The sequence below is a fragment of the Novosphingobium sp. AAP1 genome (assembly GCF_001295765.1).
Lineage (GTDB): Bacteria > Pseudomonadota > Alphaproteobacteria > Sphingomonadales > Sphingomonadaceae > Novosphingobium > Novosphingobium capsulatum.
Genome location: NZ_LJHO01000002.1, coordinates 259,163 through 285,011 on the forward strand (window position 1 = coordinate 259,163; position 25,849 = coordinate 285,011).

Consider the following 25,849-nt stretch of genomic DNA (forward strand, 5'->3'; position numbering starts at 1 on the left):
TTGCTTCCTCTCGTGTTTCTTATCGTGGTGTCAGGCCGGTTGGGAAATGGCGGCGTGCCAGGCGGCGCGATAGGCGGCGATATCGCCTTCCAGCGGCGCGACCGGGACCAGTTCACCCTGTGGCTTGAGCGTGGGATCGATCAGGCGCAGCGCGCCGAACGACACGTCGTTGTGGGCATTGGCGGTATAGACCGCCAGGTCTGGGCGCAGTGCCGCCAGCGCGCGGACGAATACCTCTGCCTCGGCAAAGCGGCCTTCGACCAGAAGGTGGCCCCTGGCGCCGATCAGGCCGAGCGAGATATCGGCAACCAGTGCAGCATAGAGGCACGCGGCAGCGCGGCGGCCGTACCAGTCGCGCGGCTGGCCGATCCAGCCAAACGTGCCATGGGGCAGCGGGCCAAAGCCACGGCACAGCGTGGGCAGGATCATCGTGCCGTCGCGCAGGATATCGGGCACGGCGGCGAGCAGCGCGGGCTGATCGGGTTTGATATCGACCCGGCGCGTGTCGATCTCGATCAGGCTTTCGATCTCGCGCCCCCCCATGAACCGGGCAGAGGGCACGGGTTGGCCAAACACGTCGACATTGACCAGGCAATCGCGCGCTTCGGGCAGGGCGGCAAGATCAAATGCCCCGCGCGCCAGGCGCATGGCGATGAACCAGGTGCCGGTGGACAGGATCGTGGCATCCTGTCCGGCCAACTGGTCAAAGCCGCGCGCGGCCATCAGCGCGGCATTGGAATCGTGCAGCCCGGCAAGCACCCGCGTGGTGGCAGGCAGCCCGGTCGCGCGTGCCAGGCGCGGAGAGAGCAAGCCGACTTGCGCCGATGCGGGCACCACCGGGGCAAACTGATCGGCCCAGCCGCGCCGCGCCGCCATGGGCGCGAACGTGCCTTGGGCGGGGTTCCAAACATCGGAATGGCAGCCCAGGCTCGACACTTCGCTCGTGGCCGTGCCGGTGAGAAACCAGGCCCAATATTGCGCCCATGGCATTAGCGTGGCGCGGGTGGGGCCATCGGCAGCAAAGGCGGCGGGATAGAGCTGTTCGAGCCAGAACAACTGGCTGCCAAGGTTGAGGCCATCGGGCAGGGCGGGGGAGCCGGTGATGGCAAAGGCATCGCGCTGCGCTCGATAGGCGGCCATCACATCGTCGGGGATCGGCTGTTCGTAATCGAGCGGCGGAAACGCCAGCGCCCCTTGTGCCACGCCAACCACGCCCGCGCCATGGCCCACCGGAACGATCGTGTCGATCGGCGCATCGAGCGGGACGGCGGCAAATTCGCGCAAGGCGCCGATCAGCCATTCGCCGATGCCTTGCGCATCGAGCCGGCGTAGCCCGTCGATCTCGATCGGGGCGTTGGGCCGCACCTTGCGATCGAGCAGCGTGCCATCGGGGCGCCACAGGCTGACCTTGCTGAGCGTCTTGCCCAGATCGATGACGATGATGCTGCCCCGTGCCAAGCCACTCGCTCTCCGTTTGGTGGCGCCCGATGGGAGAATCTCCGCCGCCGACGCCTTGTGTGGAAATGATCAATATCAATCATTCTTGATCAATTCCACCAAAAATGTTAGCAGCCCTGCGACGCGATGCAATCATCCTGGTTGTGCCGCCCCACGTTCACCGGCCAATCGGGCAGCGACTCGATGGCCCAATCCACGCAGGATGCCATGACCGTCGAAACGCTTGTTGCCGCAGACGCCGCCATTCCTTTTGCCGTGCCGACCAGCCGCTGGGACGATGCCCACGCCGCCACGCTGTCGCCGGCAGAGCTGCTGCTCTATCGCTCCAACCTGCTGGGTTCCGATCTGACGGTGACCAATTTTGGCGGGGGCAACACCTCGGCCAAGCTCACCGAAACCGATCCGTTGAGCGGCGCTGCGGTCGAGGTGCTGTGGGTCAAGGGTTCGGGTGGTGACATCGGCTCGATGAAGCTCGATGGCTTTGCCACGCTCTATCAGGAAAAGCTGCTGGGCCTGGAAGCGCACTATGCCGGGCCTGACGATGACGACAAGATGGTCGGCTATCTGCCGCATTGCACGTTCAACCTGAATGGGCGCGCGGCCAGCATCGATACGCCGCTGCACTCGCTGCTGCCGTTCGCCCATGTCGACCACGTGCATCCCGACGCGATCATTGCGCTGGCAGCCTCTTCGGGCGGCGAAGCGGCGACGCAGGAGATCTGGGGCGGCAAGATCGGCTGGCTGCCGTGGAAGCGTCCCGGCTATACCCTGGGCGTCATGCTGCGCGATTATGTGCGGGCCAATCCGCAGGTCGAAGGCGTGATGCTGGCCGGCCATGGCATCATCTGCTGGGCCGACAGCGCCAAGGCCTGTTACGAGCACACCGTGCAGCTGATTGCCGATGCCGCGAACTATCTCAACGGCAAGCTGGCGGCCAAGCCGGCGTTTGGCGGGCAGAAGGTGGCGCCGAACCCGGATCGCGCGACCATTGCGGCCGACCTGATGCCGCGCCTGCGTGGTTTCATGACCGGTGCGGGCCGCAAGCTGGGTCACTGGTCCGACGATGCCGAGGCGCTGGAATTTGCCGGGTCGGTTCAGTTCGAACGCCTTGCCGCGCTCGGCACCTCGTGTCCCGATCACTTCCTGCGCACCAAGATCGCGCCGTTGACGCTCGACCCGGCGCGGCTTCAGGATGATGCCTATCTGGCCGAAAAGATCGCCGATTATCGGGCGATGTATGCCGCCTATTACGAACGCTGCAAGCGCGCCAACAGCCCGGCGATGCGCGATTCCAACCCGGTCGTGGTCCTCGTGCCCGGCGTTGGCCGCATCACGTTTGCAACCGACAAGACGACTGCGCGTCTGGCCGGTGAATTCTATGGCAATGCCATCAACGTGATGCGCGGTGCCGAAGCGATCGGCGAATATATCGCGCTCGACGAGCAGGAAGCCTTCGACATCGAATACTGGCTGCTTGAAGAAGCCAAGCTGCAGCGCATGCCGGCGCCCAAGCCGATGGTCGGCAAGATCGCGCTGGTTACCGGCGGTGCCGGTGGCATTGGTGCGGCCACCGCCGCCCGCTTCCTGCGCGAAGGCGCCTGCGTTGTCCTGGCCGACCGGGATGCCTCCGCCGCCGAAGACGTACGCGCGGGGTTTGCCAAGCAGTTTGGCAAGGACGTCGTTCGTGCCGTGGCTTGCGACGTGACCGATGAAGCCCAGGTGCAGGCGGCCTTCGCCTATGCCGCGCGCGAGTTCGGCGGGCTCGATATCCTCGTCGCCAACGCCGGCATTGCTTCGTCCGCACCGATCGAGCAGACGACGCTGGAGCTGTGGGACCGCAACTTCGACGTGCTTGCCCAGGGCTATTTCCTTACCGCCAAGCACGCCTGGGGCTTGCTCAAGCGGATGAAGGAACAGGGCGGCACTTCGGTCGTGTTCATCGGGTCGAAGAACGCGGTGGCCGCCGCCGCCGGGGCTTCTGCCTATGCCAGCGCCAAGGCTGCGGCCAACCACTTGGCCCGCTGTCTTGCCCTGGAAGGCGCGCCCGAAGGCATTCGCGTCAACGTCGTGAACCCTGATGCGGTGATCAAGGGCAGCAAGATCTGGGACGGCGACTGGCGCAAGGAACGCGCGGCCTCGAACAAGATCGACGCCGGCGAGGAACTGGAAGCGCACTATCGCAACCGCTCGATGCTCAAGCGCGACGTGCTGCCCGAAGACATCGCCGAGGCGGCCTATTGGCTGGGTTCGGAAGCATCGGCCAAGTCGACCGGCAACATGATCAACGTGGACGCCGGCAACGTTCAGGCTTTCACGCGCTGAGCATTCGGGAGAGAACAAGACAATGACACAGTTGCCCCTGTCGGCCGATCTCATCGCCGAAGCCAATGCCCGCCATGCCGAGGCGCTGGACGAAGACTATGATGCGCTGGGCCGCAAGCTGGCCCGCACCGGCATCGATATAGATGCCGTGCTGGGCCGCGTCGCCAGCTTTTCCGTGGCGGTGCCCAGCTGGGGCGCGGGCCGGGGCGGCACGCGCTTTGCCAAGTTTCCCATTCCCGGGGAGCCGACCAATATCCACGAAAAGCTGGAGGATTGCGCCGTCATCAACCAGCTTTCGCGGGTGACTCCGCGCGTATCGCCGCACTTTCCGTGGGATAAGGTGAGCGACTTTGCTGCGCTGCGCGAAGAAGCCGCCGCGCTGGGCCTGGGCTGGGACGCGGTCAATTCCAACACGTTCCAGGATCAGCCGGGCCAGGCGCATACCTACGCCAACGGCTCGCTTTCGGCGCAGGATACCGCCACCCGCCAGCAGGCGGTGGAACACAACATCGAATGCATCGAGATCGGCCAGCAGCTGGGTTCGACCGACCTGACGGTGTGGGTGGGCGATGGCACCAACTTCCCCGGCCAGCAGGACTTTGCCCGCAGCCTGGATCGCTATCTCGATGCCGCTTCGCAGGTCTATGCCGCGCTGCCCGACGATTGGCGCATGCTGCTGGAACACAAGATGTTCGAGCCGGCGTTCTATTCCACGGTGATTTCCGATTGGGGCAGCTCGATCCTGGCGGCGCAGGAACTGGGGCCCAAGGCCAAGTGCCTGGTCGACCTGGGCCACCATGCGCCCAACGTGAACATCGAGCAGATCGTGGCGCGGCTGCACCGCTTCGGCAAGCTCGGCGGCTTCCATTTCAACGATAGCAAGTATGGCGATGATGATCTCGATTCCGGATCGATCAACCCGCACCAGCTGTTCCTGGTGTTCAACGAACTGGTCGAGGCCGAGCTGAACCCGCGCGACGGTTTCAATCCGAGCTATATGATCGACCAGTCGCACAACGTGACCGATCCGATCGAATCCATGCTGTCTTCGGCTGAGGCAATCACCGGCTGCTTTGCCAAGGCTTTGCTGGTCGATCGCGATGCGCTGCATGCGGCGCAAGAAAGCAACGACACGATGATGGCGTTCCAGGCGCTGCGCCGCGCCTATTCGATCGACGTGGCGCCGATCCTAGCCAAGGCGCGCGTGGCCGCCGGCGGCGCGATCGACGTGCTGGAAGCCTATCGCCTGAGCCAGTATCGCGCGCGCAAGGCGCAGGAGCGCAAGGCCGTGGGGCTGGGCGCCGGCATCGTCTGACCCAGCGCATTGTATGATGGCGGGGCGCGACCGGGGCAGGGGGCGAAGCGCGCCAACCCCTTGCCCTGACGGGCCAAATGGCCAAAACCGAAAACGGATTTCCCAGGAGAGAATTGCATGATCGAGCCGGCGCTTTGCCGCATCCGCACCGCCCTGCTGCTGGCCAGCGCACTTGCCGGCGTGGGTGCTGGCCTTGGCGGTAGCGTGGCCATGGCGGCACCCGATCCGGCGCCAACGGTGCCGGGCGTGGCGGCGGTGCATGCCGGCACGGCCGTGCCGCTCGATCTGCAGTTCCGCGATCCGCCCGCCTCGGCGCGGCCGCGGGTGTGGTGGCACTGGATGAACGGCAATGTCACCAAGGATGGCATCGCCAAGGACATTGACTGGATGAGCCGCATGGGCATCGGCGGCCTCCAGGCGTTCGATGCCGGGTTGATGACGCCGCAGGTGGTCGATCATCGCCTGGTGTTCATGTCGCCGGAATGGAAGGACGCGTTCCGCTTTGCCGCCTATACCGCCGACGCGCGCGGGCTTGAACTGGCCATTGCCTCCTCGCCCGGCTGGTCGGAAACAGGCGGCCCGTGGGTGCAGCCGGCCGATGCGCTCAAGAAAGTGGTGTGGAGCGAAACCGTGGTGCCCGGTGGCGCCGCGCTGACCGCGCCGCTGCCAGCGCCGCCGCGCGTGACCGGCACGTTCCAGGATATGGAACTGAACGACCCGCTGGCGGCGCTGACCAAGGAAGGCCCGGAACAGGCGCACGAATTCTATGCCGACGTGGCCGTGCTGGCGGTGCCGGTGGATGCCGGCCAGGTTGATTTGCCTGTGCCGGCCATCACCGGCCCGGATGGCAAGCCGCTTGATGCCGCGGCGCTGACCGGCGACAGCTTTGCCAAGCGGCAGATGGTCGCCCATGGCAGTGCCGAACAGCCGTCGATCGTGCTGGCGCGGTTTGCCCGGCCGCAGACCGTGCGCGGTGTCAGCCTGTTCATGGCCGGGGCCAAGGCGATGTTTGCCGGCGCCGTGGTGGCGCCGCGCCTGGAAGCGAGCAGCGACGGCACGACCTGGACCAAGGTGGCCGATATTCCGGTGTCGAATGCGCCAACCTCGGTGAGCTTTGCCCCGGTTACCGCCAGCCAGTTCCGCTTGGTCCTGGCGCCGCTGCCGCTCAAGGGATCGAACCTGGGCGATCCGGCGCCGGGTGCCGCCACCGACGTGGGCTTCATGAAGATGATGTCCGCTGGCGCCACCGCGCCGTTCGATCTGCGCCACTTCCGCCTCTATGCCCAACCGCGGGTTGACCGGTTCGAGGCCAAGGCCGGCTTTGCCGTGGAGCAGGACTATTACGCGCTGGGCACGCCCGATGCTGCCGCCAGCGGGCCTGACGCGGCCAAGGTGCTGAACCTGACCGGCAAGCTGCGCCCCGATGGCACGCTCGATTGGACCCCGCCGGCCGGCAGCGCCTGGCGCATCCTGCGCTTTGGCACCAGCCTGCTGGGCACGACCAACCACCCGGCCGCGCCCGAGGCCACCGGGCTGGAAGTGGACAAGTTCGATGGCGCGGCGGTGCGGCGTTATCTGACGCACTATCTGGGCATGTACCGCGATGCCGCCGGGGCAGACCTGATCGGGCGGCGCGGGGTTACCGCGCTGCTGACCGATTCCATCGAGGTGGGCGCAGCCAACTGGACGCCCAAGATGATCGACCAGTTCAAGCGCCTGCGCGGCTATGACCCAACGCCCTGGCTGCCGACGCTGGCCGGCGTATTGATCGGCAGCCGCGCCGATGCCGATCGCTTTCTTTACGACTGGCGCCGCACCCTGGCGGATCTGCTCGCCTCGGAACACTATGGCATGGTGGCCCAGGTGGCGCACGAAAACGGCCTCAAGGTCTATGGCGAGGCGCTGGAGGACAATCGCCCGATGCTGGGCGACGACATGGCGATGCGCGCCCGGGCCGATGTGCCGATGGCCGCGCTGTGGACCTTTTCGCGCCAGGCTGGCCCCAACCCCAGCTATCTGGCCGACATGAAGGGTGCGGCTTCTGTTGCGCATGTCTATGGCCAGAACCTGGTCGCGGCTGAATCCATGACCTCGGCACTGGCGCCCTGGGCCTATACACCCAAGGACTTGCGCCGCATCATCGACCTGGAATTCGTCAGCGGGATCAACCGCCCGGTGGTGCACACCTCGGTCCATCAGCCCACCGATGACAAGGTGCCAGGCCTTTCGCTGATGATCTTTGGCCAGTTCTTCAACCGCCACGAAAGCTGGGCGGAAATGGCCCGGCCCTGGGTGGATTACATGGCGCGCAATTCGCTACTGTTGCAGCAGGGGCGCAACGTGGCCGATGTCGCCTATTTCTATGGCGAGGAAGCGCCGCTGACCGGCCTCTATGGCAAGGCGCCGGTGGCCGATGCGCCCAAGGCCAACGCCTATGACTTCGTCAATGCCGATGCGCTGGGCGGCGTGCTGCTCAACCAGGGCAACGAACTCGTCAGCCAGGGTGGGGCACGCTATCGCGCGGTCTATCTCGGCGGCTCATCGCGGATGATGACGCTCAAGACCCTGCGCCGCCTCGCCGAACTGGTCGATGGCGGGGCCAGCGTGATCGGCCTGGCGCCGCAGGGATCGCCGGCGCTCGATGATGCGCAACCTGCCAACGCGGCGCAGTGGCAGCAGCTGGTGGCGCGGCTGTGGCCCGGCAGCGGCGATGCCATGGTGGGCAAGGGCCGGGTGATCGCGCTGGCTGACGTGGACGCGGGGCTGGCGCGGCTGGGCGTGGCGCCCGATTTCCGCTTGGTCGGCGCGAGTGACGCGCAAGTGCCGTTCGTCCATCGCCAGTTGACCGATGGCGACGCGTGGTTCCTGGTCAACCGGCTTGACCGTAACGAGACGTTCGAGGCGCATTTCCGTGTGACCGGCAAGCAGCCCGAATTGTGGCATGCCGACAGCGGCAAGGTAGAGCCGGTTTCGTGGCGCAGCGAGAATGGCGAAACCATCGTGCCGTTGACCCTGGCTGCAGAGGAATCGGTGTTCGTCGTGTTCCGCAAGGCGACCACCGCCACCCATGGCGAGGTACGCGCCAGCCATGATGTGCCGCTGGGGCCCCTGGCCGGCAAGCCCGGCACCGGCTGGACCGTGGCGTTCCAGGCCGGGCGCGGCGCGCCGGCGACGCTGGCCATGCCCACGCTGGCGCGGCTGGACCAGAATGCCGATGCTGGGGTGCGCTATTTCTCGGGCATGGCCACCTATGCCCGCACGTTCCGCCTGCCCAAGGGCTGGAAGAAAGGCCAGGCACTGTGGCTCGATCTGGGGGAGGTGCACGACATTGCCGAGGTCACGGTCAACGGCCAGACGCTGGGCACGCAATGGCATGCGCCCTATCGCTTTGACGTGGGCAGCGCGGTGCACAACGGCAACAACACGATCGCCGTGCGTGTCGCCAACAGCTGGGTCAACCGCCTGATCGGCGATGCCCAGCCCGGCGCCACGAAGGTAACCTGGACGGCGATCCCGACCTACAATGCCGATGCGCCGCTGCGCCCATCGGGCCTGGTGGGGCCGGTGGTGCTGGGCACTACCCACTGACGCGGGGGCACTGAACCCCGTTTCAGGCCTCGGGCAGGGGCGGGGCGATCGAGTCCCGCTCCACCAGGTGATAGGGCAGCAGGCGCAGCGCGGGCGCCGCATCACCCTCGCGGTCCATCAGCAGGCTGGCGGCGGCATAGCTCATTTCCTGGATCGGCTGGTAAACCGTGGTGAGGTAGGGCCAGACCGACCGCGCCACCCAGCTATCGTCAAACCCGCAGATCGACACATCGCGCGGCACGGCAAGGCCGGCCCGCGAACAGGCAACCAGCGCGCCGGCCGCCGAATCGTCGTTGGTGGCAAAGATGGCGGTGGGGCGCGGGGTGTGTGCCAGCAGATCGGCCCCGGCGCTGATGCCGCCTTCAAACGAAAACCCGCCGTTGGCTTCCACCACCGGGCCGGTGTGGCCGAGGTCGGCCAGGGCGGCAAGAAAGCCAAGGCGGCGGCGCGCGGCGGCGCCATGGTTGGGCGGCCCGGTCAGCACGCCAAAGCGGCGATGCCCGGCTTGCCACAGCATCTGCGCCACGGCCGCCCCGGCGGCCGTATCGTCCATGCCGATGCCCGGCGCCTCCAGGCTGGGCTTTTCCGGTGCGACGCGCACATGGCGCACGCCCTGTTCGCGCAGGAAATCGAGCACCACTGGCAGATCGGCCAGCGGCGGGGTCAACACAAAGCCATCGCAGCGTCCGTTGCGCAGCAATGCGGCAAGATCAGCCACGATCTCGGCATCGGGACGGGCCGAATCGATACGGTCGATGCGCAGGTGATACTGGTTGTCGACACAGGCCTGATAGGCGCCGGCCTGGATTTTCATCGTGTAGTTGGGGCTGGGATTGTCGAATAGCACGCTGATGATGAACGAGCGCGCCCCGGCCAGGGAGCGCGCCGCCAGATCGGGGACATAGTCCAGATCGGCAATCGCCTTTTCCACCTTGATACGCAGCGTATCAGATACATGCGGCTCGCGGTTGATCACACGCGACACGCTCTTGAGCGACACCCCGGCATGCCGCGCCACATCGTTCATCGTGATGTTACCCGTCGCGCGGCCGGCTGTGGTGGGTGCCGCATCGTTGTCGTCGTCGGCGCTACTGGCGGTTGCAGAGGGGCGGTGGCTTTGCGCGGGATCGGGCATGGGCCAAGCTATGAACGCAATTGTCCGGCAAGCCAACCTGAACAGGTAATTGACAACGCTGACAAGCGGCGGCACGATAACGCGGAACAAGCAGGTGGCGCTGTAGCCATCAACGGGAAGGGTGCATGAAGATGGGCAGGAGATTTCTTTCGGCCGTGGCGCTGGCTGCGGTCGGAGCAGGGCTGGCGCAGGGTTCGGCCCAGGCGCAGGCGCCAAGCAGCGCGCCGGTCGACATGACCGCGGCGCAGGCACGGGCCGATCAGACCGTCAAGGCAATGCAGCCGGACGAGCGCACCACGTTGACCCACGGCATCATGGCCATCCAGCTGTTTCCCGGTGCCCCGCCGATCCCGACTGACGCGGTGCCAGGCGCCGGTTACATCGCCGGGTTGCCACGCCTGGGTGTGCCCGCGCTCAAGGAAACCGACGCCAGCCTGGGCGTGGCCTGGGTTTCGGGTGCGCGCAAGCGGGGCGCGACAGCGCTGCCATCGGGCATTGCCCAAGCGGCGAGCTGGGACCCGGCGGTGATGCAGGCGGGCGGCGCGATGATTGGCGCCGAGGCGCGCGCCAGCGGCTTCAACGTGCTGCTGGCGGGCGGCGTCAATCTGACGCGCGATCCCCGCAACGGGCGCACGTTCGAATACCTGTCGGAAGACCCGCTGCTGTCGGGCATGCTGGTGGGCGCGGCGATCCGGGGCATCCAGTCCAACAATATCATTTCCACGATCAAGCACTTCGCGCTCAATGGCCAGGAAACCGGGCGCCAGTTCGTGGACATCCAGATCGGCAACGCCGCGGCGCGTGAAAGCGATCTGCTGGCTTTCCAGATCGGCATCGAACAGGGCCAGCCCGGCTCGGTCATGTGCGCCTATAACCGCGTCAACGGTAATCGCGCGTGCGACAACAGCTGGCTGCTCAACACCGTGCTCAAGCGCGATTGGGGCTACAAGGGCTTCGTCATGTCTGACTGGGGCGCGGTACCAGGGCTCGATGCGGCGATGGCCGGGCTTGATCAGCAATCGGGCGAACAGCTCGACAAGGCGGTTTATTTCGGCAGCAAGCTGGCGGAAAAGGCGGCAAGCGACAAGGCCTGGGCCGCGCGCCTGGCCGACATGAACCGCCGCGTGTTGACCGCGATCTATGCCACCGGCGTCGACAAGAACCCGGTAACGCCGGGCGGCGAGTGGGATGCCGCGGCGCATGCGGCCGTGGCCGAACAGACGGCGATTGCCGGCATGGTCTTGCTGCGCAACCAGAACAATGCCCTGCCGCTGCTGCGCGATGCCAAGAGCGTGGCGGTGATCGGCGGCTATGCCGATGGCGGTGTGCTGTCGGGCGGCGGGTCGAGCCAGGTGCAGGGCGATGGCGGGCCGGTGGTGTCCCGCCCGGTGCTGGCTGGCGGCATGTTTGCCGGCATCATGCAGCAGCAGTTCCACCGTTCCAGCCCGCTCGATGCGATCAAGGCGCGGGTGCCGCAGGCGGCCATCCATTTCCGCGACGGGCGCTATATCGCCGATGCGGTAGAGGCGGCGCGCCGGTCTGACGTGGCGATCGTGTTTGCCACCGAATGGCGCACCGAAGGGCTCGATCAGCCCGATCTGTCCTTGCCCGATGGCCAGGATGCGCTGATCGCGGCGGTGGCAGCGGCCAATCCGCGCACGATCGTGGTGCTGGAAACCGGTGGCCCGGTGGCGATGCCGTGGCTGGACAAGACCGCGGCCGTGCTCGAAGCGTGGTATCCCGGCGCGCGCGGCGGTGAGGCGATCGCCAAGGTGCTGTTTGGAGAGGCCAACCCTGGGGGGCGCCTGCCGGTCACGTTCCCGGCCAGCGTGGCGCAACTGCCCCGGCCCAAGCTCGATGGCAGTGATACGCTCGATCCCGATTTCATGGGCAACCCGCCCACGCCAACCACCACGCTCAAGGCCGACTACAACATCGAAGGTTCGGACGTGGGCTATCGCTGGTTCGCCCGCACCGGGGCCAAGCCGCTGTTCCCGTTCGGCTATGGCCTGAGCTACACCAGCTTTGCCCAGGATGGGTTGAGCGTGGATGGCAAGACCGCACGCTTTACCCTGCGCAACACCGGCAAGGTGGCGGGCGATGATGTCGGCCAGGTCTATCTGGTCGATCGTGCCGGCACGGCCAAGCGCCGCCTCGTCGGCTTTGCCCGCGTGCATCTGGAGCCGGGCGAAAGCAAGACTGTCAGCGTGGCGATCGACCAGCGCCTGCTCGCCGATTGGCGGGATGATGGCAAGGGCAGTGGCGGCTGGACGCTGCCGGCGGGCAACTATGGCTTTGCGCTGGGCAGCGATGCGCAGACGCTGGGGCAGGTGGTGACGGTGCGCCTGGCGGCGCGCAACTGGAAGGATTGAAGATCATGACCTTTCGCAAAACGCTGATGCTGTCAGGATTGATGCTTGCTGGCGCGCTGTCGCTGCCGGGCGCTACGCTTGCCAAGGCTGCGCCAGCGGCGCCTGCCGCGCCAACCGTGACGGTGGCCCAGGGCACCCTGGTGGGGGCGGTGGAAGGCACCGTCGCCAGCTTCAAGGGCATTCCCTATGCCGCGCCGCCGGTGGGCGATCTGCGCTGGCGTGCGCCACAGCCGGCTGCGGCATGGAGCGCGCCGCGCGATGCCACGCACTATGGCCACGATTGCGCGCAGGCACCGTTCCCGCCCGATGCCGCGCCGATCCGCACCCAGCCGGCCGAGGATTGCCTCTATCTCAACGTGTGGAAGCCGGCGGGCGCGGCCGCCAACGCGCGGCTGCCGGTGATGGTGTGGGTGCACGGTGGCGGCTTCGTCAACGGCGGCACGTCGCCGGCGGTCTATTCCGGCGCGGCTTTTGCCCGCGATGGCGTGGTCCTGGTCAGCCTCAACTACCGGCTCGGCCGCTTCGGCTTCTTTGCCCATCCCGCGCTCAAGGATGAAGGGCTGGGTGGCAACTTCGGCTTCCTCGATCAGATCGCCGCGCTCAAGTGGGTGCAGGCCAATGTCGCGGCCTTTGGTGGCGATCCGGCCAACGTGACCGTGTTCGGCGAAAGCGCGGGCGGGATGAGCATGCACATGCTGCTGCAATCGCCGCTGGCACGCGGGCTGTTTGCCCGCGCGATCATCGAATCCGGCGGTGGGCGCGATGGCACCTTGCCGATGCCGACGATGGCCCGCGCGGCCAAGATCGGCGCCGATTTTGCCCCCGGCCTCGATGCCGCCGCCCTGCGCGCGCTGCCTGAGGAAAAGGTGACCGGCAACCTCAGCATGATGACCATGGCGCAGACCGGCTATTCCGGGCCGATGGTGGATGGGCAAACGATCGTGGGCGCGTCCAACGATGCCGCCGCCGCCGGCATCGATGCGCCCGTGCCGGTGATGATCGGCGCCAATTCGGCCGATGGTTTCCCGATGACGACCGACAAGGCCGCTATCTTTGCCACCTATGGCGCCGATGCCGACAAAGCGCGCGCGCTCTATGATCCCCAGGGCACGACCAGCGGCCTGATCGTGGGCACGATGACCAGCGCCGATCGCATGTTCATCGAGCCGGCGCGCACCATCGCGCGCACGCTGGCCCCGCGTCAGCCGGTCTATCTCTATCGCTTTGCCTATGCCCATCCCGAGCCGCTCGGAAAGATGGGCGGCGCGCCGCATGCCTCGGAACTGCCCTATGTGTTTGACAGCCTGGCCGGGCGCACCACGCCCAGGGCCATCGCCGCCGAACAGCCCGTGGCCGATCTGACGCACAAGATGTGGGTGGCGTTTGCCAAGACCGGGCGCCCCGATGGCCTGCCCGGCCTGGCACCCTGGCCCAAGGTGACGCCCACCGACACGACCGTCCACCTGATCACCGCAGCAGGCGCCACGCAGGTGGAAGATCCCTATCGCGCGCGGATCGATTTCGTGGAGCAGCGGATCAAGCCATAAGATACCGATCCCGGTGCAATGCCGCGGGCAATCGCCGCATTGCACCGGGATATTCAAGCGTTGGCGTTGACATTCGCGCGCAACCGGCTTTTTGTATTTCCCATGCTCTCGCAAAAAACGCGTTATACGATCCGTGCCCTGCAGCATCTGTCCGACACGTTTGGACAAGGCCCGGTGCGGCTTGACGCGATTGCCGAGGCGCAGAACATCCCGCGCAAATTCCTGACCGTGATCCTGTCGGAAATGGCCCGCGAAGGCGTGGTGGTGTCCCAGCGCGGTCGCGACGGCGGCTATGAACTGGCGCTGCCCCCGGTGGACATCCGCTATGGCGACATCATCCGCCTGACGCGCGGCAGCCTGGCCCTGGTGCCCTGCGCCAGCCGCAACGCCCACGAACACTGCGCCAACTGCCTGCCCGAGGCCGACTGCCGCCTGCGCGGGCTGATGATCCGCCTGCGCGATGAAATGGCAGACATGCTGGACAAGGTGACCCTGGCCGACGCGATCACGCTGGTCCCGCCGTTCGAAGAGACCGCGGTCTAATCCTCATCGGTTCTCGTCACCCCGGACGTGATCCGGGGTCCCGCTGCAGATGCACCGTCCAGAAAAAGCGGGATTCCGGGTCCAGCCCAGGATGACGAACGATCGGGGCATTCCCGGAAAAATGCAATCAACCGCAACTTTTGCGGGGGTCGCGCAACCTTCGCTTGGCGAGTGCCAAGCCGCTGGCTATAGGACGGCGCATGACCCTTCCTGCTTCTGGCCGCAGCCCGCTGCGCATCGCCGTTCTTGCCGCCGCCACTGTTGCCATGGGCCTGACCGCTGGGTGTGCGGGTGGGGGCAAGGCCAAGAAGGACGTGGCCTATGTCGCCCGCGACGTGGACACGCTCTACATGACGGCCAAGGACCGGCTGGACAAGGGCGACGCCAAGCAGGCCGCCGCGCTGTTCGACGAAGTGGAGCGCCAGCACCCCTATTCGCCCTGGGCCCGCCGTGCGCAGCTGATGGGTGCGTTCAGCTATTACGTGGCGCGCGACTATGCCAAGTCGGTGCAGACCGCACAGCGCTTTCTGTCGATCCACCCCGGCAACAAGGACGCGCCCTATGCCTATTACCTGGTGGCGCTGTGCTATTACGAGCAGATCAGCGACGTCACGCGCGACCAGAAGATCACCCAGCAGGCGCTGACCGCGCTGACCGAAGTGATCCGCCGCTATCCCAACACCGACTATGCCACCGACGCCCGCCTCAAGCTTGACCTGGTGAACGACCACCTGGCCGGCAAGGAAATGGAAGTGGGCCGCTTTTACGAAAAGAGCGGCAAGTGGCTGGCCGGCACGCTGCGCTTCCGCGTGGTGATCGACAAGTACCAGACCACCAGCCACACGCCCGAGGCACTGTTCCGCCTGGTCGAATGCTACTTGGCCCTGGGCATCCGGGACGAAGCCCAGAAGACCGCCGCCGTGCTGGGCGCCAACTATCCCGGCAGCGAATGGTACAAGCGCGCCTTCAAGCTGATGAACGCCAAGGGCGACGATATCAGCGCGGTGTGATTTGGGGTGCAGATTGCGAAGTTACAGAAGGGCGCCTGCGGGGCGCCTTTTTTGTGGTGGGGTTAGGGTGGTGCTGCTGATCCGGCCGTTCGTGACCACACGCGCTATCGCTGAAAGCGATCCTTCGTTCAAATTGGCCTTTATGTCATGCCATCCTGAAACTCAGGGTTTCAAGCTCAGGATAGCAGCTCCATCTTTTTACAAATGAGCAAAAGATGATTAATAATGAATTCAACGTCTGGATGCTGAGAAATATCACCATCTGGTGATTCGATCATTAAGCGAGCGGAAAATTGTGTGTCCCATAGTGTATTTTTGCTATTGATACACCATGCCCACCATGGATGAGTTTCGCCACGAGGTAATTCTGGTGTTACAATTTCATCTATTATATAGCGTTCCACACAAACCATGTGGGCATAGTTTTTAGCTTCAAAGTTGTTAGCTTTTAGAGCGCGTAATCCGAAAAAAACATGACCGAATGGTTTTCTGACGTCGTTCTGTAAGGCAATGGCCGCTCCTTTCGGCCAATTAGGACGGCGCAATGCCCATTCGCAATGCTGCCCGATAAGTCTTTCATAAAGTGAAGTTGAGCCAGGCTCGATCTGTAAATCTGGCCAGTTCTTTTTGAGGGCATCTAAGATCGCTTTTTCGATTGCTTCGATTGCCAGTCGGTGCAGATGCTGGTGCGCTTTGTTGAGCATGAACATACCGAGTGCCCGTCGGAGCGTGGGATCGCCGAAATTTTGCGAAATTTCCTGTGCATACCCTTCGAATTGATCATCGCTCATTGAACTATTCCCAAAGGTTTGATCGATCCAATTTAGGAAATCATCTAGCAGTGATCGAGTTCGCATAGCTTTTATATGTGGCATCGCCTGCTCGATTATATCTCTAAACGGTGCGGCCCAAACACCCTCTTCTTCAACATCTTCGCGACGCGCCCATGGCATGCGAATAACGGTCGACTGTGCGGTTTCTGGCGCCTGCTCTGCAAGAAAAACTAGCTTCCATGGCATTTGGCGCGTGCCATGTCGCTTTAGTATCTGTCTTGACATTTCCTCTATATAATCTGAATAATCGCTCAGTTGATTTTTCGATTGATTGGCAAAAATTTTTACTTCTACGCCCATTAATGCATTTGGGGTTTCAATTAAAAGATCGATCATTCGTCCTTTGTCAGTAAAGGCGTCAACCGTTATGGAGACTTTTTCTGGAAAAGTGGCAACTTCCGGTAAGCCCACGGCTCTCAAGAAGCAATTAAGAAAGAGAGTGCCTTGCCCATGATGGCCTGACGGGTCGAGAAGGTTTGATAGGACCGATGTTATGCGCCGCTCGTCAGGTCCCAGAATTGAGAAAGCATTGAGTCTGGGCGCGCTGTGGCGTTCTGCCGTGCGTCTCTCTGCTTCGAGTATAGGAAGCTTTTTTTCGAATTTGCGAAGGAGGTCGACAGGGAGGCGTTGTTCCGACATAGCTTAGGATTTCCGAGATTCTTGCAGAGGGTAGGCCGAAAATCTTGATTAGTTGACATGCGCAATTCCCGGCGCATGATATTTAATTTCGTTGATGATATGCACAAGTCTGGATGTCGGAAAATAACCATAGGTGCGCCGCTTTGTCTACCATTCGGCGTGATCCGCAGCCGCGGGCAACTTGGGGCGCGTTTGCTAATAATAAATGATTGAAGATCGGACTAATTTTTATCATGGACAAGACTGTTTTTGTTGTTCCTGTCCCGCAGTAGTCGCTCCCGCACGCAGCCACTCACCCCCCGTCCGTCATCATCCCCATCGTCCACTCCTGATCATAATCCACCTCTCCCGCCACCGCATACCCCGCAGCATCCCGCGCCGGGCGGAAGCGGAAGCGCTGCAGCACGAGGGCGCAGGTGGTGGTGTCGAGCGCGGCGTTGTGGCTCGATTGGGTGATGTGGCAGGCGCTGGGGCGGCCTTGTGGGGTTACCGCGATGGTGACGGAGGTGGTGCCCTGGGCGTGCGCTTCGCGCGCCGCGAGGGGATAGTCTGACGATTTGATCTTGCCGCCGGTCCATTCTGGGTCGCTGCCGCCAGCGCCGTCACCGTTTCCGCTGGCGCCCGAGCCGGTGCCATTGCCGATGCCACCAGCGCCGCTGCCGGGGCCGGGCGTGGGCGCGGCGCCGTTGTGGCTTTGCGTGCCGAGCGCCACTTGCGGGGCGACGGGGATCGGTGGCGGTGGGGCGTGGATGACCAGCGGGGCATAGACCGGCGCTGCCTTGGCGCGCAGGGCAGGGGGAGCGGAATTGCCGCTGAGCCGATGATGATGGCTGGGTGGTGGCGGCGGCGGTTGCGCGGGCGATGGCGGCGGGTCGAGCCGGACTGCCGTCAGCCAGTCGCGGGTTGCCTGGCGCAGGCCCGCCGGCTGGGCGAGGCCGAGCCATAGGGCAATGGCGAGGCCCACTTCGATGCTGGCGGCGATGCCGGCAGAGACGAGCCGGGATGATCGGGGCTGCGTGGCGGAAAAGGCCATGGTTGGCACGCTAGGCCACGCAGCCCCAGATCGATTAGCGGCAGCGCTTCTTGGCAGTAAGCGTGCGGTCGATCGCGCGGCCACCCAGGGCGCCACCCACGGCGCCGGCCACGATGCCCACCGGGCCGCCGATCAGGGCATGGCCGAGCAGCGCGCCACCAGCGCCACCGGCCACCAGACCGGTCGTGCCGCTGGAGTGACGGCACCAGCGATAGTGCGCCCGCGACGAATAGTGGTGGCGGGCAAACGCCGGCGTCGCGTCGATCGCGGTGAGGCCGAACGCCGCGACAATCGCGGGGGCCAGCGCGAGCTTGCGGTTGAATGAGCGCATGATTGTGTCCTTCCCGTTGTTACAATCCAGCAATAATGCCAGGGGTAACGACCGAGGCGGCAGTTGGTTCACGCCACGGGCGATGAAATCTCTGTAATGATCGCAAGCCTTTGTAATAGCGTGTAAAGTTCTGGTTCAGGCAGCGTCCTGGCGCACCCATACGCTGACACTGCCGCCCTCGCACCGCACGGCCAGCGCCCCCTGGTCATCCGCCACGCATTCGCCCTGAGCGTGACCCAGCCAATCGACGAACGTCGCGCCAGCGTGATCGGGGCCAAGCTCTGCCGTGAGCGTGGCGGGCTCGCCATTGCTGATGATCACCACGCAGCCCGGCGCATCGGCCGTGCCATGGCGGATGAAGCCGATGCAGGTGGGGCTGTCGAACAGATCGGTCTGGGCGCCATGGGCAAAGCGCTGGCGCGCCTGGGTCAGCCGGGCAAGGCAGGCAACCGGGGCAAGGGTAATGTCGTAGTTCTCCCCGTCGCCGCCGGTATCGGCATAGCTGGCGCCGTATAGATCGGGATGGAACAGGCAGGGCACGCCGCCTTCGCGCAGCAGGATCAGGGCATAGGCCAGCGGCTTGAACCAGTCTTCCACCGGCGCCTCGAGCGCCTGAAGCGGCTGGGTATCGTGGTTGGCAACCAGGGTAACGGCGTGTTCGGGCAGGCTTTGCACCAGCGTGCCGTCAAAGATCGTGCGCAGATCGTAATCGGCGCCCGCGTGCGATGCGTCGGAGAAATGGTGGACGAGCGCGGCATCGAACAGCGACAGCTGGTGATCGACGCGATCGAGATAGGTGTGCAGCGCGGCCAGATCGGGTTGCCAGTATTCGGCCACCACGAACAGATCGGGGCTGATGGCCTCGCGGCAATGGCCCACCCAATCGCGGAAGAACCAGGCGGGAATGTGCTTGGCCGCATCCAAGCGGAAACCATCGACCGGCACTTGCTCGGCCAGCCAGCGCCCCCAGAACTTGAGCTCCTCATAGACCGCGCGATTGCGGAATTCGACATCGGCACCCATCAGGAAATCGAAGTTGCCGAGTTCCTCGTCCACCTCTTCGTTCCATTCGCCATCGCCATACTGGTTGACCAGGCGAAACACGCCGTCTTCCTGCGGGTCTTCGATGCGGTCCACCCCGCTGAAGCACTTGTGGTCCCAAACAAAGCGCGAGTGCGCGCCAGCGCGACCGGGAAAGGTGAAGCGGGTGTGGGTGGTGGCGTCGAACGCCTCGTCCTCGATCTGCGTGCGGTCGTCGGGATTGGTGCGGCGCACGCTGACGCGCTCGGTCTCGTCGGCGCCCATCTTGTGATCGAACACCACATCGTGGATCACGCGCAGGCCATGCTCGCGCAGGGCGGCGCAGGCTGCTTCCAGCGCGGCGCGGGTGCCGTATTTCGTGGGCACGGTGCCCTTCTGGTCAAACTCGCCCAGATCGAACAGGTCGTAGGTATCGTAGCCTACCGAGCTGGTGCCGCTGGCGCCCTTGTAGGCGGGCGGCAGCCACACGTCGGTCACGCCCATCTCGGCCAGGCCCGGCGCAGCGCGGGCGGTATCGTCCCACAGCGCGCCTTCGGGCAGGTACCAATGGAACATCTGAATCAGGGTGCGCTGCGACATGGGAAGCTCCGATAGGAGAAAGCTTTCCGGCAAATGCCCCAGCGCGGGATTGGTTGCAGTGCATCATCGGGCAAGTCGCACTTGGTGATGATCGTGCCTCAGGCGGCGCAGGCGATCCGCTCCACGGCGCTGGCTAGCGCGGTTTCGAACTGGTCGGTGGCCGCTTCCCAGGAATAGCTGGCGCCATAGGCAGCGGCATCGGCCCGGCCGCAGGCCAGTGCCAGGGCAATCGCGGTGGCGAGGTCTTCGTGGCAGGCACCCACCGGGCGGGGCAGGTTGCCCTGCGCGCCGCGGCCATCCACGCCGATCACGTCGCGCGGGCCGGCCACCGGGAAGGCGGCCACTGGCACGCCGCAGGCCATCGCCTCGATCATCACCAGGCCAAACGTGTCGGTACGGCTGGGAAAGACGAAGCAATCGGCGGCGCGATAGGCCTGGGCCAGCGCGGCGCCCGAAAGCGCGCCGGTGAAATGCGCCTGGGGGTAGCGGCTTTTGAGCATGGCCAGGTCTGGTCCGTCGCCTACCACCACCTTGCTGCCGGGCACCGCGCAATCGAGAAACGCGCCAAGGTTCTTTTCCACGGCCACGCGGCCGACATAGAGCAGCACCGGTCCGGGCAGCCCAGCAAGCTGGGGCAGCGGGGCGTGGCCGGGATGGAACAGCCCGGCATCGATCCCGCGCGACCACAGCCGGGTCTGCACGATCCCGTGCCCGGCCAGCTCGCGCGCCAGGCTGGGCGTAGATACCAGCACCGCCGCGCTTTGCGCGTGAAAGCGGCGCATCACCGGCCAGAACACATCGGGGCTCAACCCTGTGCGCATCGCGGCGTAATCGGGAAATCGCGTGTGAAACGCGCTGGTAAACGGCACGCCCACCGATTTGCACCAACTGCGCGCGGCCCAGCCGATCGGCCCTTCGGTGGCGATATGCACGATATCGGGCGCAAAATCGCGCAAGGTGCGCCGCGTGCCAAAGCGCGGCGCCATGGCCAGGCGGATCTCGCCATAGCCGGGCAGGGCACACGTGCGGAACTGCTGGGGGGTGAGCAGTTCCACCACGTGGCCCCGCGCGCGCAGGTGCGCAACCGTGGTGGTCAGCGTACGCACCACGCCGTTGACTTGCGGCGTCCAGGCATCGGTAGCGAGGGCAATGCGCATCAGGCAGTTTCCGTTTCGGCCGGGCTGGGCAGGCCGGGCACGGCGGCGGGCGTGAACGGCGCCTGCTTGCGCTGTTCCTCCACCCAGTCGACAATGCTCACCGCGCCGGTGAAATCTTCGACCAGGGCGGTGCAGCTTTCTACCCAGTCGCCATCGTTGTAATAGGTGACATCGCCGATCTGGCGGATTTCGGCGCAGTGGATGTGGCCGCACACCACCCCGTCCACGCCCATGTCGCGCGCGGCGTGGGCCACGGCTTCTTCAAAGTCGCAGATGAACTGCACCGCGTTCTTCACGCGCTTTTTCATATAGGCCGAGAGCGACCAATAGGGCAGCTTGAACTGGCGCCGCACCAGGTTGACCCAGCGATTGGCGCGCAGCAGCACGGCGTAGGCGGCATCGCCCAGAAACGCGAGCCAGCGGGCATAGAGCACCACGCCATCGAAGCCGTCGCCATGGGTGATCAGCAGGCGCCGCCCATCGGCGGTGCGGTGAATGGTGTCGAGCGCCAGTTCCACGCCGCCAAAGGTCATCCCGGCATAGGGGCGCAGCATCTCGTCATGGTTGCCGGCGATCAGCACCACGCGGGTGCCGCGATGCGCCATCTTCAGCACGCGGCGGACCACTTCATTGTGCGCATCGGGCCAGTACCACCCGCGCGACAGACGCCAGCCATCGACGATGTCGCCCACCAGATAGAGCGTTTCGCATTCGATCGAGGCGAGGAAATCGAGCAGCATTTCGGCATTGCAGCCGCGCGTGCCGAGATGAAGATCGGAAATCCACACCGTGCGTACCCGCCGCTTGGGGCGAAAGCCGCGCGGTTCGGGCAAGTCGAGCCAATCGGGCGCGCCCTTGAGCCATTCGCTGACGGGGGCAAAGTTGCGGTCGCTTGGGCGGTCCATGACCCAGTCCCTTCATATGCTGCCGTTGTCTTGCGAATCTCATGGCACCGTCACATTGCGCGCTGGCGACACCGTGTCATGGTTGTGAAACAAGAGGGGAACAAATGGAGGGTGACGCCGGACGTGCAACCCGCTAGGAAGGAAAGCGATGCTGACCGGGCTTTCCATCCGCAATGTCGTCCTGATCGAGGCGCTGGACCTCGTGTTTCCGGGCGGTTTGGGCGTTCTGACCGGCGAAACCGGTGCGGGCAAATCGATCCTGCTGGATTCGCTGGGGCTGGTGCTGGGGGACCGCGCCGACAGCGGCCTGGTTCGTGCCGGAGAAGACGTGGCGAGCGTGACCGCCACATTCGAATTCGCGCGGCGGCCCGATGGCGTGGAAGCGATCCTGGCCGAAGCGGCGATCGATTGGGAACCGGGCGAGCCGCTGCTGGTCCGCCGCCGGTTGCGCGCCGATGGCGGCAGCCGTGCCTATATCAATGACCAGCCGGTGGGCGTGGCGCTGCTGCGCGAACTGGCGCGGTTTCTGGTGGAACTGCATGGGCAGCACGACGATCGCGGGCTGGTCAATGCGCGTGGCCACCGGGCCTTGCTCGATCGCTATGCCCGCGCCGACGCGGCCGAGGTGGCGCGCGCATGGGATAGCTGGCGCGCGGCCGAACAGGCCCTGGCGCAGGCGCGCGCGCGCGTGGCGAGCGCGGCGGCCGAGCAGGACCTGATCGAGGCGCACCTGGCCGAACTTGACGCGTTGAAGCCGGTGGCGGGCGAGGAGGAAGAACTCGCCCTGCAGCGTGCCGAGATGCAGAAGGGGGAGCGACTCTCGGGCGATCTCAACGAATTGCAGCACCTGTGGAGCGGATCGGACGCGCCCCTGGTGCAGTTGCGCGGCGCGGCGCGGCGGCTCGACCGGATCGCGGCAGAGCATCCGCTTTTGGCCGAGGCGCTGGAAGCACTGGACCGCGCGGTGATCGAGGCGGGCGAGGCGGAAGACAAGCTCTCGGCCGCCGCCGAGGCCTTGGCGCACGATCCCGCGCTGCTCGACCGGATCGAAACGCGGCTGTTCGATCTGCGCGCCGCTGCGCGCAAGCATGGCTGCACGGTGGACGACCTGCCCGCCCGGCGCGAGGCATTGCAGGCCGCGTTGCAATCGATCGAGGGTGGCGAGGCGCAGATCGCAGGCCTGGCGCGCGTGGCGATGGAAGCGGGCCTGGACTATCGCGCCAAGGCAGAGGCGCTGTCGGTCCAGCGGGCCGAGGCCGCCCGCAAGCTGGACAAGGCGGTGGCCGCCGAACTGGCGCCGCTGCGCTTGGATGCGGCACGCTTTCACACCGCCGTGGTGCGCCTGCCCGAGGATCGCTGGAGCGGCCAGGGCATGGACGCGGTGGAGTTCCTCATCTCCACCAACCCCGGCAGCGATTTTGCGCCGCTGGGCAAGATCGCTTCGGGCGGTGAATTGTCGCGCTTTATCCTGGCGCTGAAGGTGGCGCTGGCCGAACAGGGCGGGGCAGCGACCGTGATCTTCGACGAGATCGATCGCGGCGTAGGCGGCGCTGTGGCCAGTGCCATTGGCGAGCGCCTGGCGCGCCTGGCGCACGGTGGGCAGTTGCTGGCCGTGACGCACAGCCCGCAAGTGGCGGCGCGGGGTGACGCCCACTATCTGATCGCCAAGTCGAGCGAGGGCACAGTCACGCGCACCTCGGTGAGCAAGCTGGACGCGGCCGGCCGCCAGGAGGAAATCGCGCGGATGCTGTCTGGCGCGGAGGTGACCGCCGAGGCGCGCGCGCAGGCCAGCCGCCTGCTCGAACAGGCTTGAACCCTTTTGCCCGGGTGGGCAGGCGGTTCCTCCACAGCTATGCCTTGCCCGGACTGGCGATAGCGCTTTACGAATTGCCGTGATGGCGTATCGCGCCGGTGACTGGCGCAATTGTTTGGTGAAAGTGGCGTATAATGAGTGATCCGGCAGGCATCGATCCGGCAGCAATGGGCGAGGCGGCTGCCGCCAACGAACTGATGCGGCTGGCGCGCCAGATTGCCTATCACAACCGGCGCTATCACGCCGAAGACGCCCCGGAAATTTCCGATGCCGAGTATGATGCTCTGGTGCGGCGCAATGCCGAACTGGAAACGGCGTTTCCGCATCTGATCCGCGCCGACAGCCCCTCGCGCGCTGTGGGTCACGAGGTTTCTGCTTCTCCCCTGCGCAAGGTGACGCACGAGGTTCGCATGATGAGCCTCGACAACGCCTTCACCGACGAGGAGGTCGAGGAATTCGTCGCGCGCGTGCGCCGCTTCCTGGCGCTGCCGGCCGATGCATCGGTGGTGATGACGGCGGAAGACAAGATCGACGGCCTGTCATGCTCGCTGCGCTATGAAGATGGCCGCCTGGTGCGCGCGGCCACGCGTGGTGATGGCCAGGTGGGCGAGGATGTGACTGCCAATGTAGCCCATATCAAGGACATACCGCAGGAACTTCGCAGCGATTCCGGTGTCGTGCCACCGGCCGTGTTCGAAATCCGGGGCGAGGTCTACATGGCCAAGGCCGATTTCCTCGCGCTCAATGCCGCGCAGGAGGAAAAGGGCGACAAGGTCTTTGCCAACCCGCGCAACGCCGCCGCCGGATCGCTGCGCCAGAAGGACGCGAGCGTGACGGCAGAGCGGCCCTTGCGGTTTCTGGCGCATGGCTGGGGGGCGGCCAGCGCCGTGCCGGCCGAAACGCAGTGGGCGATGATGCAGCAGATCGCGGCGTGGGGCGTGCCAGTGTCCCCCCTGCTGACGCGTTGCGATGATACCGCGCAGATGCTGGCGCATTATCGCAGAATTCAGGCGCAACGCGTTGATTTGCCGTATGATATCGATGGCGTGGTGTACAAGGTCGATAGCCTGGAATGGCAGCGCCGGCTGGGCTTTGTCGCCAAGGCGCCGCGCTGGGGCATGGCGCATAAGTTTCCTGCCGAACAGGCGGAGACCACGGTAGAAGCGATCGATATCCAGGTGGGCCGCACCGGCAAGCTGACCCCGGTGGGCCGCCTGCGCCCGGTGCTGGTGGGCGGGGTGACTGTCACCAACGTCACACTTCACAACCGTGATGAGATCGGCCGGCTGGGTGTGCGCATCGGCGATCGCGTGGTCTTGCAACGGGCTGGCGATGTCATCCCGCAAGTGGTTGAAAACCTGACACGGGAAGAAGACCGTCCCGCCTATGTCTTTCCTGATCACTGCCCGGAATGCGGCAGCGAGGCGGTGGCCGAAGAGGGCGAGGTGGATGTACGCTGCACCGGCGGGCTGGTGTGCCCGGCGCAGCGAACCGAAAGGCTCAAGCATTTTGTCAGCCGCGCCGCGCTCGATATCGAGGGCCTGGGCGAAAAGACTATCGCCGAATTTTTTGCGCTGGGCTGGTTGGAAAGCCCGGCCGACATCTTCCGCCTGCGCAAGCGGCGTGACGACATCGTCGGCCGCGAGGGCTGGAAGGACAAGTCGGTCGACAATCTGCTCGCCGCGATCGAGGCCAAGCGCCAGCCCGATGCCGCGCGCCTGCTGTTCGGGCTGGGCATTCGCCACGTTGGCGCGGTCACCGCGCGCGACCTGTTGAAGCGCTTCGTCACGCTGCCCGCGCTGCGCGCCGTGGCCGAACGCGCCCATGGCGGCGATGAAGAGGCCAAGGCCGAACTGCTGGGCATCGACGGCGTTGGCCCGGTGGTGGTGGAAGCGCTGGGCGATTTCTTTCACGAGCCGCACAACATCGCTGTGTGGGACGATCTACTGGGTGAAGTGAGCCCGCCCGATTTCATCGTCGAAACCCGCGCCAGCGCCGTCGCGGGCAAGACCGTGGTGTTTACCGGCAAGCTGGAAACGATGAGCCGCGACGAGGCCAAGGCCCAGGCCGAGGCGCTGGGCGCACGGGCCGCTGGCAGCGTTTCGCCCAAGACCGACCTGGTCGTTGCCGGGCCGGGTGCGGGCAGCAAGCTCAAGAAGGCAGCCGAACTGGGCATCGAGGTGATCGACGAAGCGGCCTGGGCGGAAATCTTCAAGGCAGCGGGATAG

The 25,849-nt window shown here is 65.4% G+C and carries 17 protein-coding genes; 9 read left to right on the forward strand and 8 right to left on the reverse strand.

What is annotated here, in order from left to right; genetic code table 11:
- Positions 1 to 30 precede the first annotated feature (30 nt).
- Entirely contained in the window at positions 31 to 1,458 is a 1,428-nt protein-coding gene (locus tag IP65_RS05170) for an FGGY-family carbohydrate kinase (protein WP_082349789.1), read from the reverse strand.
- A 207-nt stretch (positions 1,459 to 1,665) separates the two neighbouring features.
- Between IP65_RS05170 and IP65_RS05175 the strand changes: the two genes are divergently transcribed.
- From IP65_RS05175 to IP65_RS05185, 3 genes are all read left to right on the forward strand, one after another.
- On the forward strand, positions 1,666 to 3,780 hold the full coding sequence (locus tag IP65_RS05175) for a bifunctional rhamnulose-1-phosphate aldolase/short-chain dehydrogenase (RefSeq protein ID WP_054131240.1): 2,115 nt from the start codon (positions 1,666 to 1,668) through the stop codon (positions 3,778 to 3,780).
- 22 nt (positions 3,781 to 3,802) lie between these two features.
- On the forward strand, positions 3,803 to 5,095 hold the full coding sequence (gene rhaI, locus IP65_RS05180) for an L-rhamnose catabolism isomerase (protein WP_054131050.1): 1,293 nt from the start codon (positions 3,803 to 3,805) through the stop codon (positions 5,093 to 5,095).
- A gap of 117 nt (positions 5,096 to 5,212) precedes the next feature.
- Entirely contained in the window at positions 5,213 to 8,683 is a 3,471-nt protein-coding gene (locus IP65_RS05185; protein WP_231627560.1) for a glycosyl hydrolase, read from the forward strand.
- 22 nt (positions 8,684 to 8,705) lie between these two features.
- On the opposite strand, the gene IP65_RS05190 is transcribed toward IP65_RS05185, so the two are convergent.
- Entirely contained in the window at positions 8,706 to 9,818 is a 1,113-nt protein-coding gene (locus tag IP65_RS05190; protein WP_054131051.1) for a LacI family DNA-binding transcriptional regulator, read from the reverse strand.
- Between the two features lie 131 nt (positions 9,819 to 9,949).
- Here IP65_RS05190 and IP65_RS05195 point away from each other — a divergent pair, with 131 nt between their 5' ends.
- The 4 genes from IP65_RS05195 to IP65_RS05210 all read left to right on the forward strand — a co-directional run bounded on the left by IP65_RS05195 (position 9,950) and on the right by IP65_RS05210 (position 15,290).
- Positions 9,950 to 12,190, forward strand: a complete 2,241-nt coding sequence (locus tag IP65_RS05195) for a beta-glucosidase (protein ID WP_369801232.1) — start codon at positions 9,950 to 9,952, stop codon at positions 12,188 to 12,190.
- A gap of 5 nt (positions 12,191 to 12,195) precedes the next feature.
- A complete protein-coding gene (locus IP65_RS05200) occupies positions 12,196 to 13,737 on the forward strand; it encodes a carboxylesterase/lipase family protein (protein ID WP_231627561.1) in 1,542 nt (513 codons plus the stop codon).
- Positions 13,738 to 13,839: 102 nt separating this feature from the next.
- Positions 13,840 to 14,280, forward strand: coding sequence for an Rrf2 family transcriptional regulator (locus tag IP65_RS05205; protein ID WP_022677031.1), 441 nt, complete (start codon positions 13,840 to 13,842; stop codon positions 14,278 to 14,280).
- A gap of 200 nt (positions 14,281 to 14,480) precedes the next feature.
- A complete protein-coding gene (locus IP65_RS05210) occupies positions 14,481 to 15,290 on the forward strand; it encodes an outer membrane protein assembly factor BamD (protein WP_022677032.1) in 810 nt (269 codons plus the stop codon).
- A 176-nt stretch (positions 15,291 to 15,466) separates the two neighbouring features.
- Here the strand turns inward: IP65_RS05210 and IP65_RS20780 are convergent, their stop codons facing one another.
- The 6 genes from IP65_RS20780 to IP65_RS05235 all read right to left on the reverse strand — a co-directional run bounded on the left by IP65_RS20780 (position 15,467) and on the right by IP65_RS05235 (position 21,808).
- Positions 15,467 to 16,762, reverse strand: coding sequence for a PD-(D/E)XK nuclease family protein (locus tag IP65_RS20780; protein ID WP_082209185.1), 1,296 nt, complete (start codon positions 16,760 to 16,762; stop codon positions 15,467 to 15,469).
- A gap of 292 nt (positions 16,763 to 17,054) precedes the next feature.
- Positions 17,055 to 17,795 carry a TonB family protein gene (locus IP65_RS05215; RefSeq protein WP_054131053.1) on the reverse strand — a complete coding sequence of 247 codons (741 nt, stop codon included), beginning with the start codon at positions 17,793 to 17,795 and terminating at the stop codon, positions 17,055 to 17,057.
- Between the two features lie 34 nt (positions 17,796 to 17,829).
- Complete coding sequence (locus IP65_RS05220; protein ID WP_054131054.1) at positions 17,830 to 18,126, reverse strand: hypothetical protein; 297 nt, start codon at positions 18,124 to 18,126, stop codon at positions 17,830 to 17,832.
- A gap of 135 nt (positions 18,127 to 18,261) precedes the next feature.
- Positions 18,262 to 19,746, reverse strand: a complete 1,485-nt coding sequence (gene amyA / locus IP65_RS05225) for an alpha-amylase (RefSeq protein WP_054131055.1) — start codon at positions 19,744 to 19,746, stop codon at positions 18,262 to 18,264.
- A 98-nt stretch (positions 19,747 to 19,844) separates the two neighbouring features.
- Complete coding sequence (locus IP65_RS05230; protein ID WP_022677783.1) at positions 19,845 to 20,903, reverse strand: glycosyltransferase family 1 protein; 1,059 nt, start codon at positions 20,901 to 20,903, stop codon at positions 19,845 to 19,847.
- Positions 20,903 to 21,808 (reverse strand): UDP-2,3-diacylglucosamine diphosphatase, encoded by a 906-nt coding sequence (locus IP65_RS05235; protein ID WP_022677782.1) that lies wholly within the window; start codon positions 21,806 to 21,808, stop codon positions 20,903 to 20,905. The genes IP65_RS05230 and IP65_RS05235 overlap by 1 nt, the downstream gene beginning before the upstream one ends.
- A 148-nt stretch (positions 21,809 to 21,956) precedes the next feature.
- Here IP65_RS05235 and recN point away from each other — a divergent pair, with 148 nt between their 5' ends.
- Both recN and ligA read left to right on the forward strand, forming a co-directional pair.
- Complete coding sequence (recN, locus tag IP65_RS05240; protein WP_054131056.1) at positions 21,957 to 23,621, forward strand: DNA repair protein RecN; 1,665 nt, start codon at positions 21,957 to 21,959, stop codon at positions 23,619 to 23,621.
- Positions 23,622 to 23,755: 134 nt separating this feature from the next.
- Positions 23,756 to 25,849, forward strand: a complete 2,094-nt coding sequence (ligA, locus tag IP65_RS05245) for an NAD-dependent DNA ligase LigA (protein WP_054131057.1) — start codon at positions 23,756 to 23,758, stop codon at positions 25,847 to 25,849.

Excerpts from the sequence above, each read along its gene's own strand:
- IP65_RS05175 (WP_054131240.1), top strand. The coding sequence starts at position 1,666 with ATGACCGTCGAAACGCTTGTTGCCGCAGACGCCGCCATTCCTTTTGCC.
- rhaI (WP_054131050.1), top strand. The coding sequence starts at position 3,803 with ATGACACAGTTGCCCCTGTCGGCCGATCTCATCGCCGAAGCCAATGCC.
- IP65_RS05185 (WP_231627560.1), top strand. The coding sequence starts at position 5,213 with ATGATCGAGCCGGCGCTTTGCCGCATCCGCACCGCCCTGCTGCTGGCC.
- IP65_RS05190 (WP_054131051.1), bottom strand. The coding sequence starts at position 9,818 with ATGCCCGATCCCGCGCAAAGCCACCGCCCCTCTGCAACCGCCAGTAGC.
- IP65_RS05195 (WP_369801232.1), top strand. The coding sequence starts at position 9,950 with ATGGGCAGGAGATTTCTTTCGGCCGTGGCGCTGGCTGCGGTCGGAGCA.
- IP65_RS05200 (WP_231627561.1), top strand. The coding sequence starts at position 12,196 with ATGACCTTTCGCAAAACGCTGATGCTGTCAGGATTGATGCTTGCTGGC.
- IP65_RS05205 (WP_022677031.1), top strand. The coding sequence starts at position 13,840 with ATGCTCTCGCAAAAAACGCGTTATACGATCCGTGCCCTGCAGCATCTG.
- IP65_RS05210 (WP_022677032.1), top strand. The coding sequence starts at position 14,481 with ATGACCCTTCCTGCTTCTGGCCGCAGCCCGCTGCGCATCGCCGTTCTT.
- IP65_RS20780 (WP_082209185.1), bottom strand. The coding sequence starts at position 16,762 with ATGTCGGAACAACGCCTCCCTGTCGACCTCCTTCGCAAATTCGAAAAA.
- IP65_RS05215 (WP_054131053.1), bottom strand. The coding sequence starts at position 17,795 with ATGGCCTTTTCCGCCACGCAGCCCCGATCATCCCGGCTCGTCTCTGCC.
- IP65_RS05220 (WP_054131054.1), bottom strand. The coding sequence starts at position 18,126 with ATGCGCTCATTCAACCGCAAGCTCGCGCTGGCCCCCGCGATTGTCGCG.
- amyA (WP_054131055.1), bottom strand. The coding sequence starts at position 19,746 with ATGTCGCAGCGCACCCTGATTCAGATGTTCCATTGGTACCTGCCCGAA.
- IP65_RS05230 (WP_022677783.1), bottom strand. The coding sequence starts at position 20,903 with ATGCGCATTGCCCTCGCTACCGATGCCTGGACGCCGCAAGTCAACGGC.
- IP65_RS05235 (WP_022677782.1), bottom strand. The coding sequence starts at position 21,808 with ATGGACCGCCCAAGCGACCGCAACTTTGCCCCCGTCAGCGAATGGCTC.
- recN (WP_054131056.1), top strand. The coding sequence starts at position 21,957 with ATGCTGACCGGGCTTTCCATCCGCAATGTCGTCCTGATCGAGGCGCTG.
- ligA (WP_054131057.1), top strand. The coding sequence starts at position 23,756 with ATGAGTGATCCGGCAGGCATCGATCCGGCAGCAATGGGCGAGGCGGCT.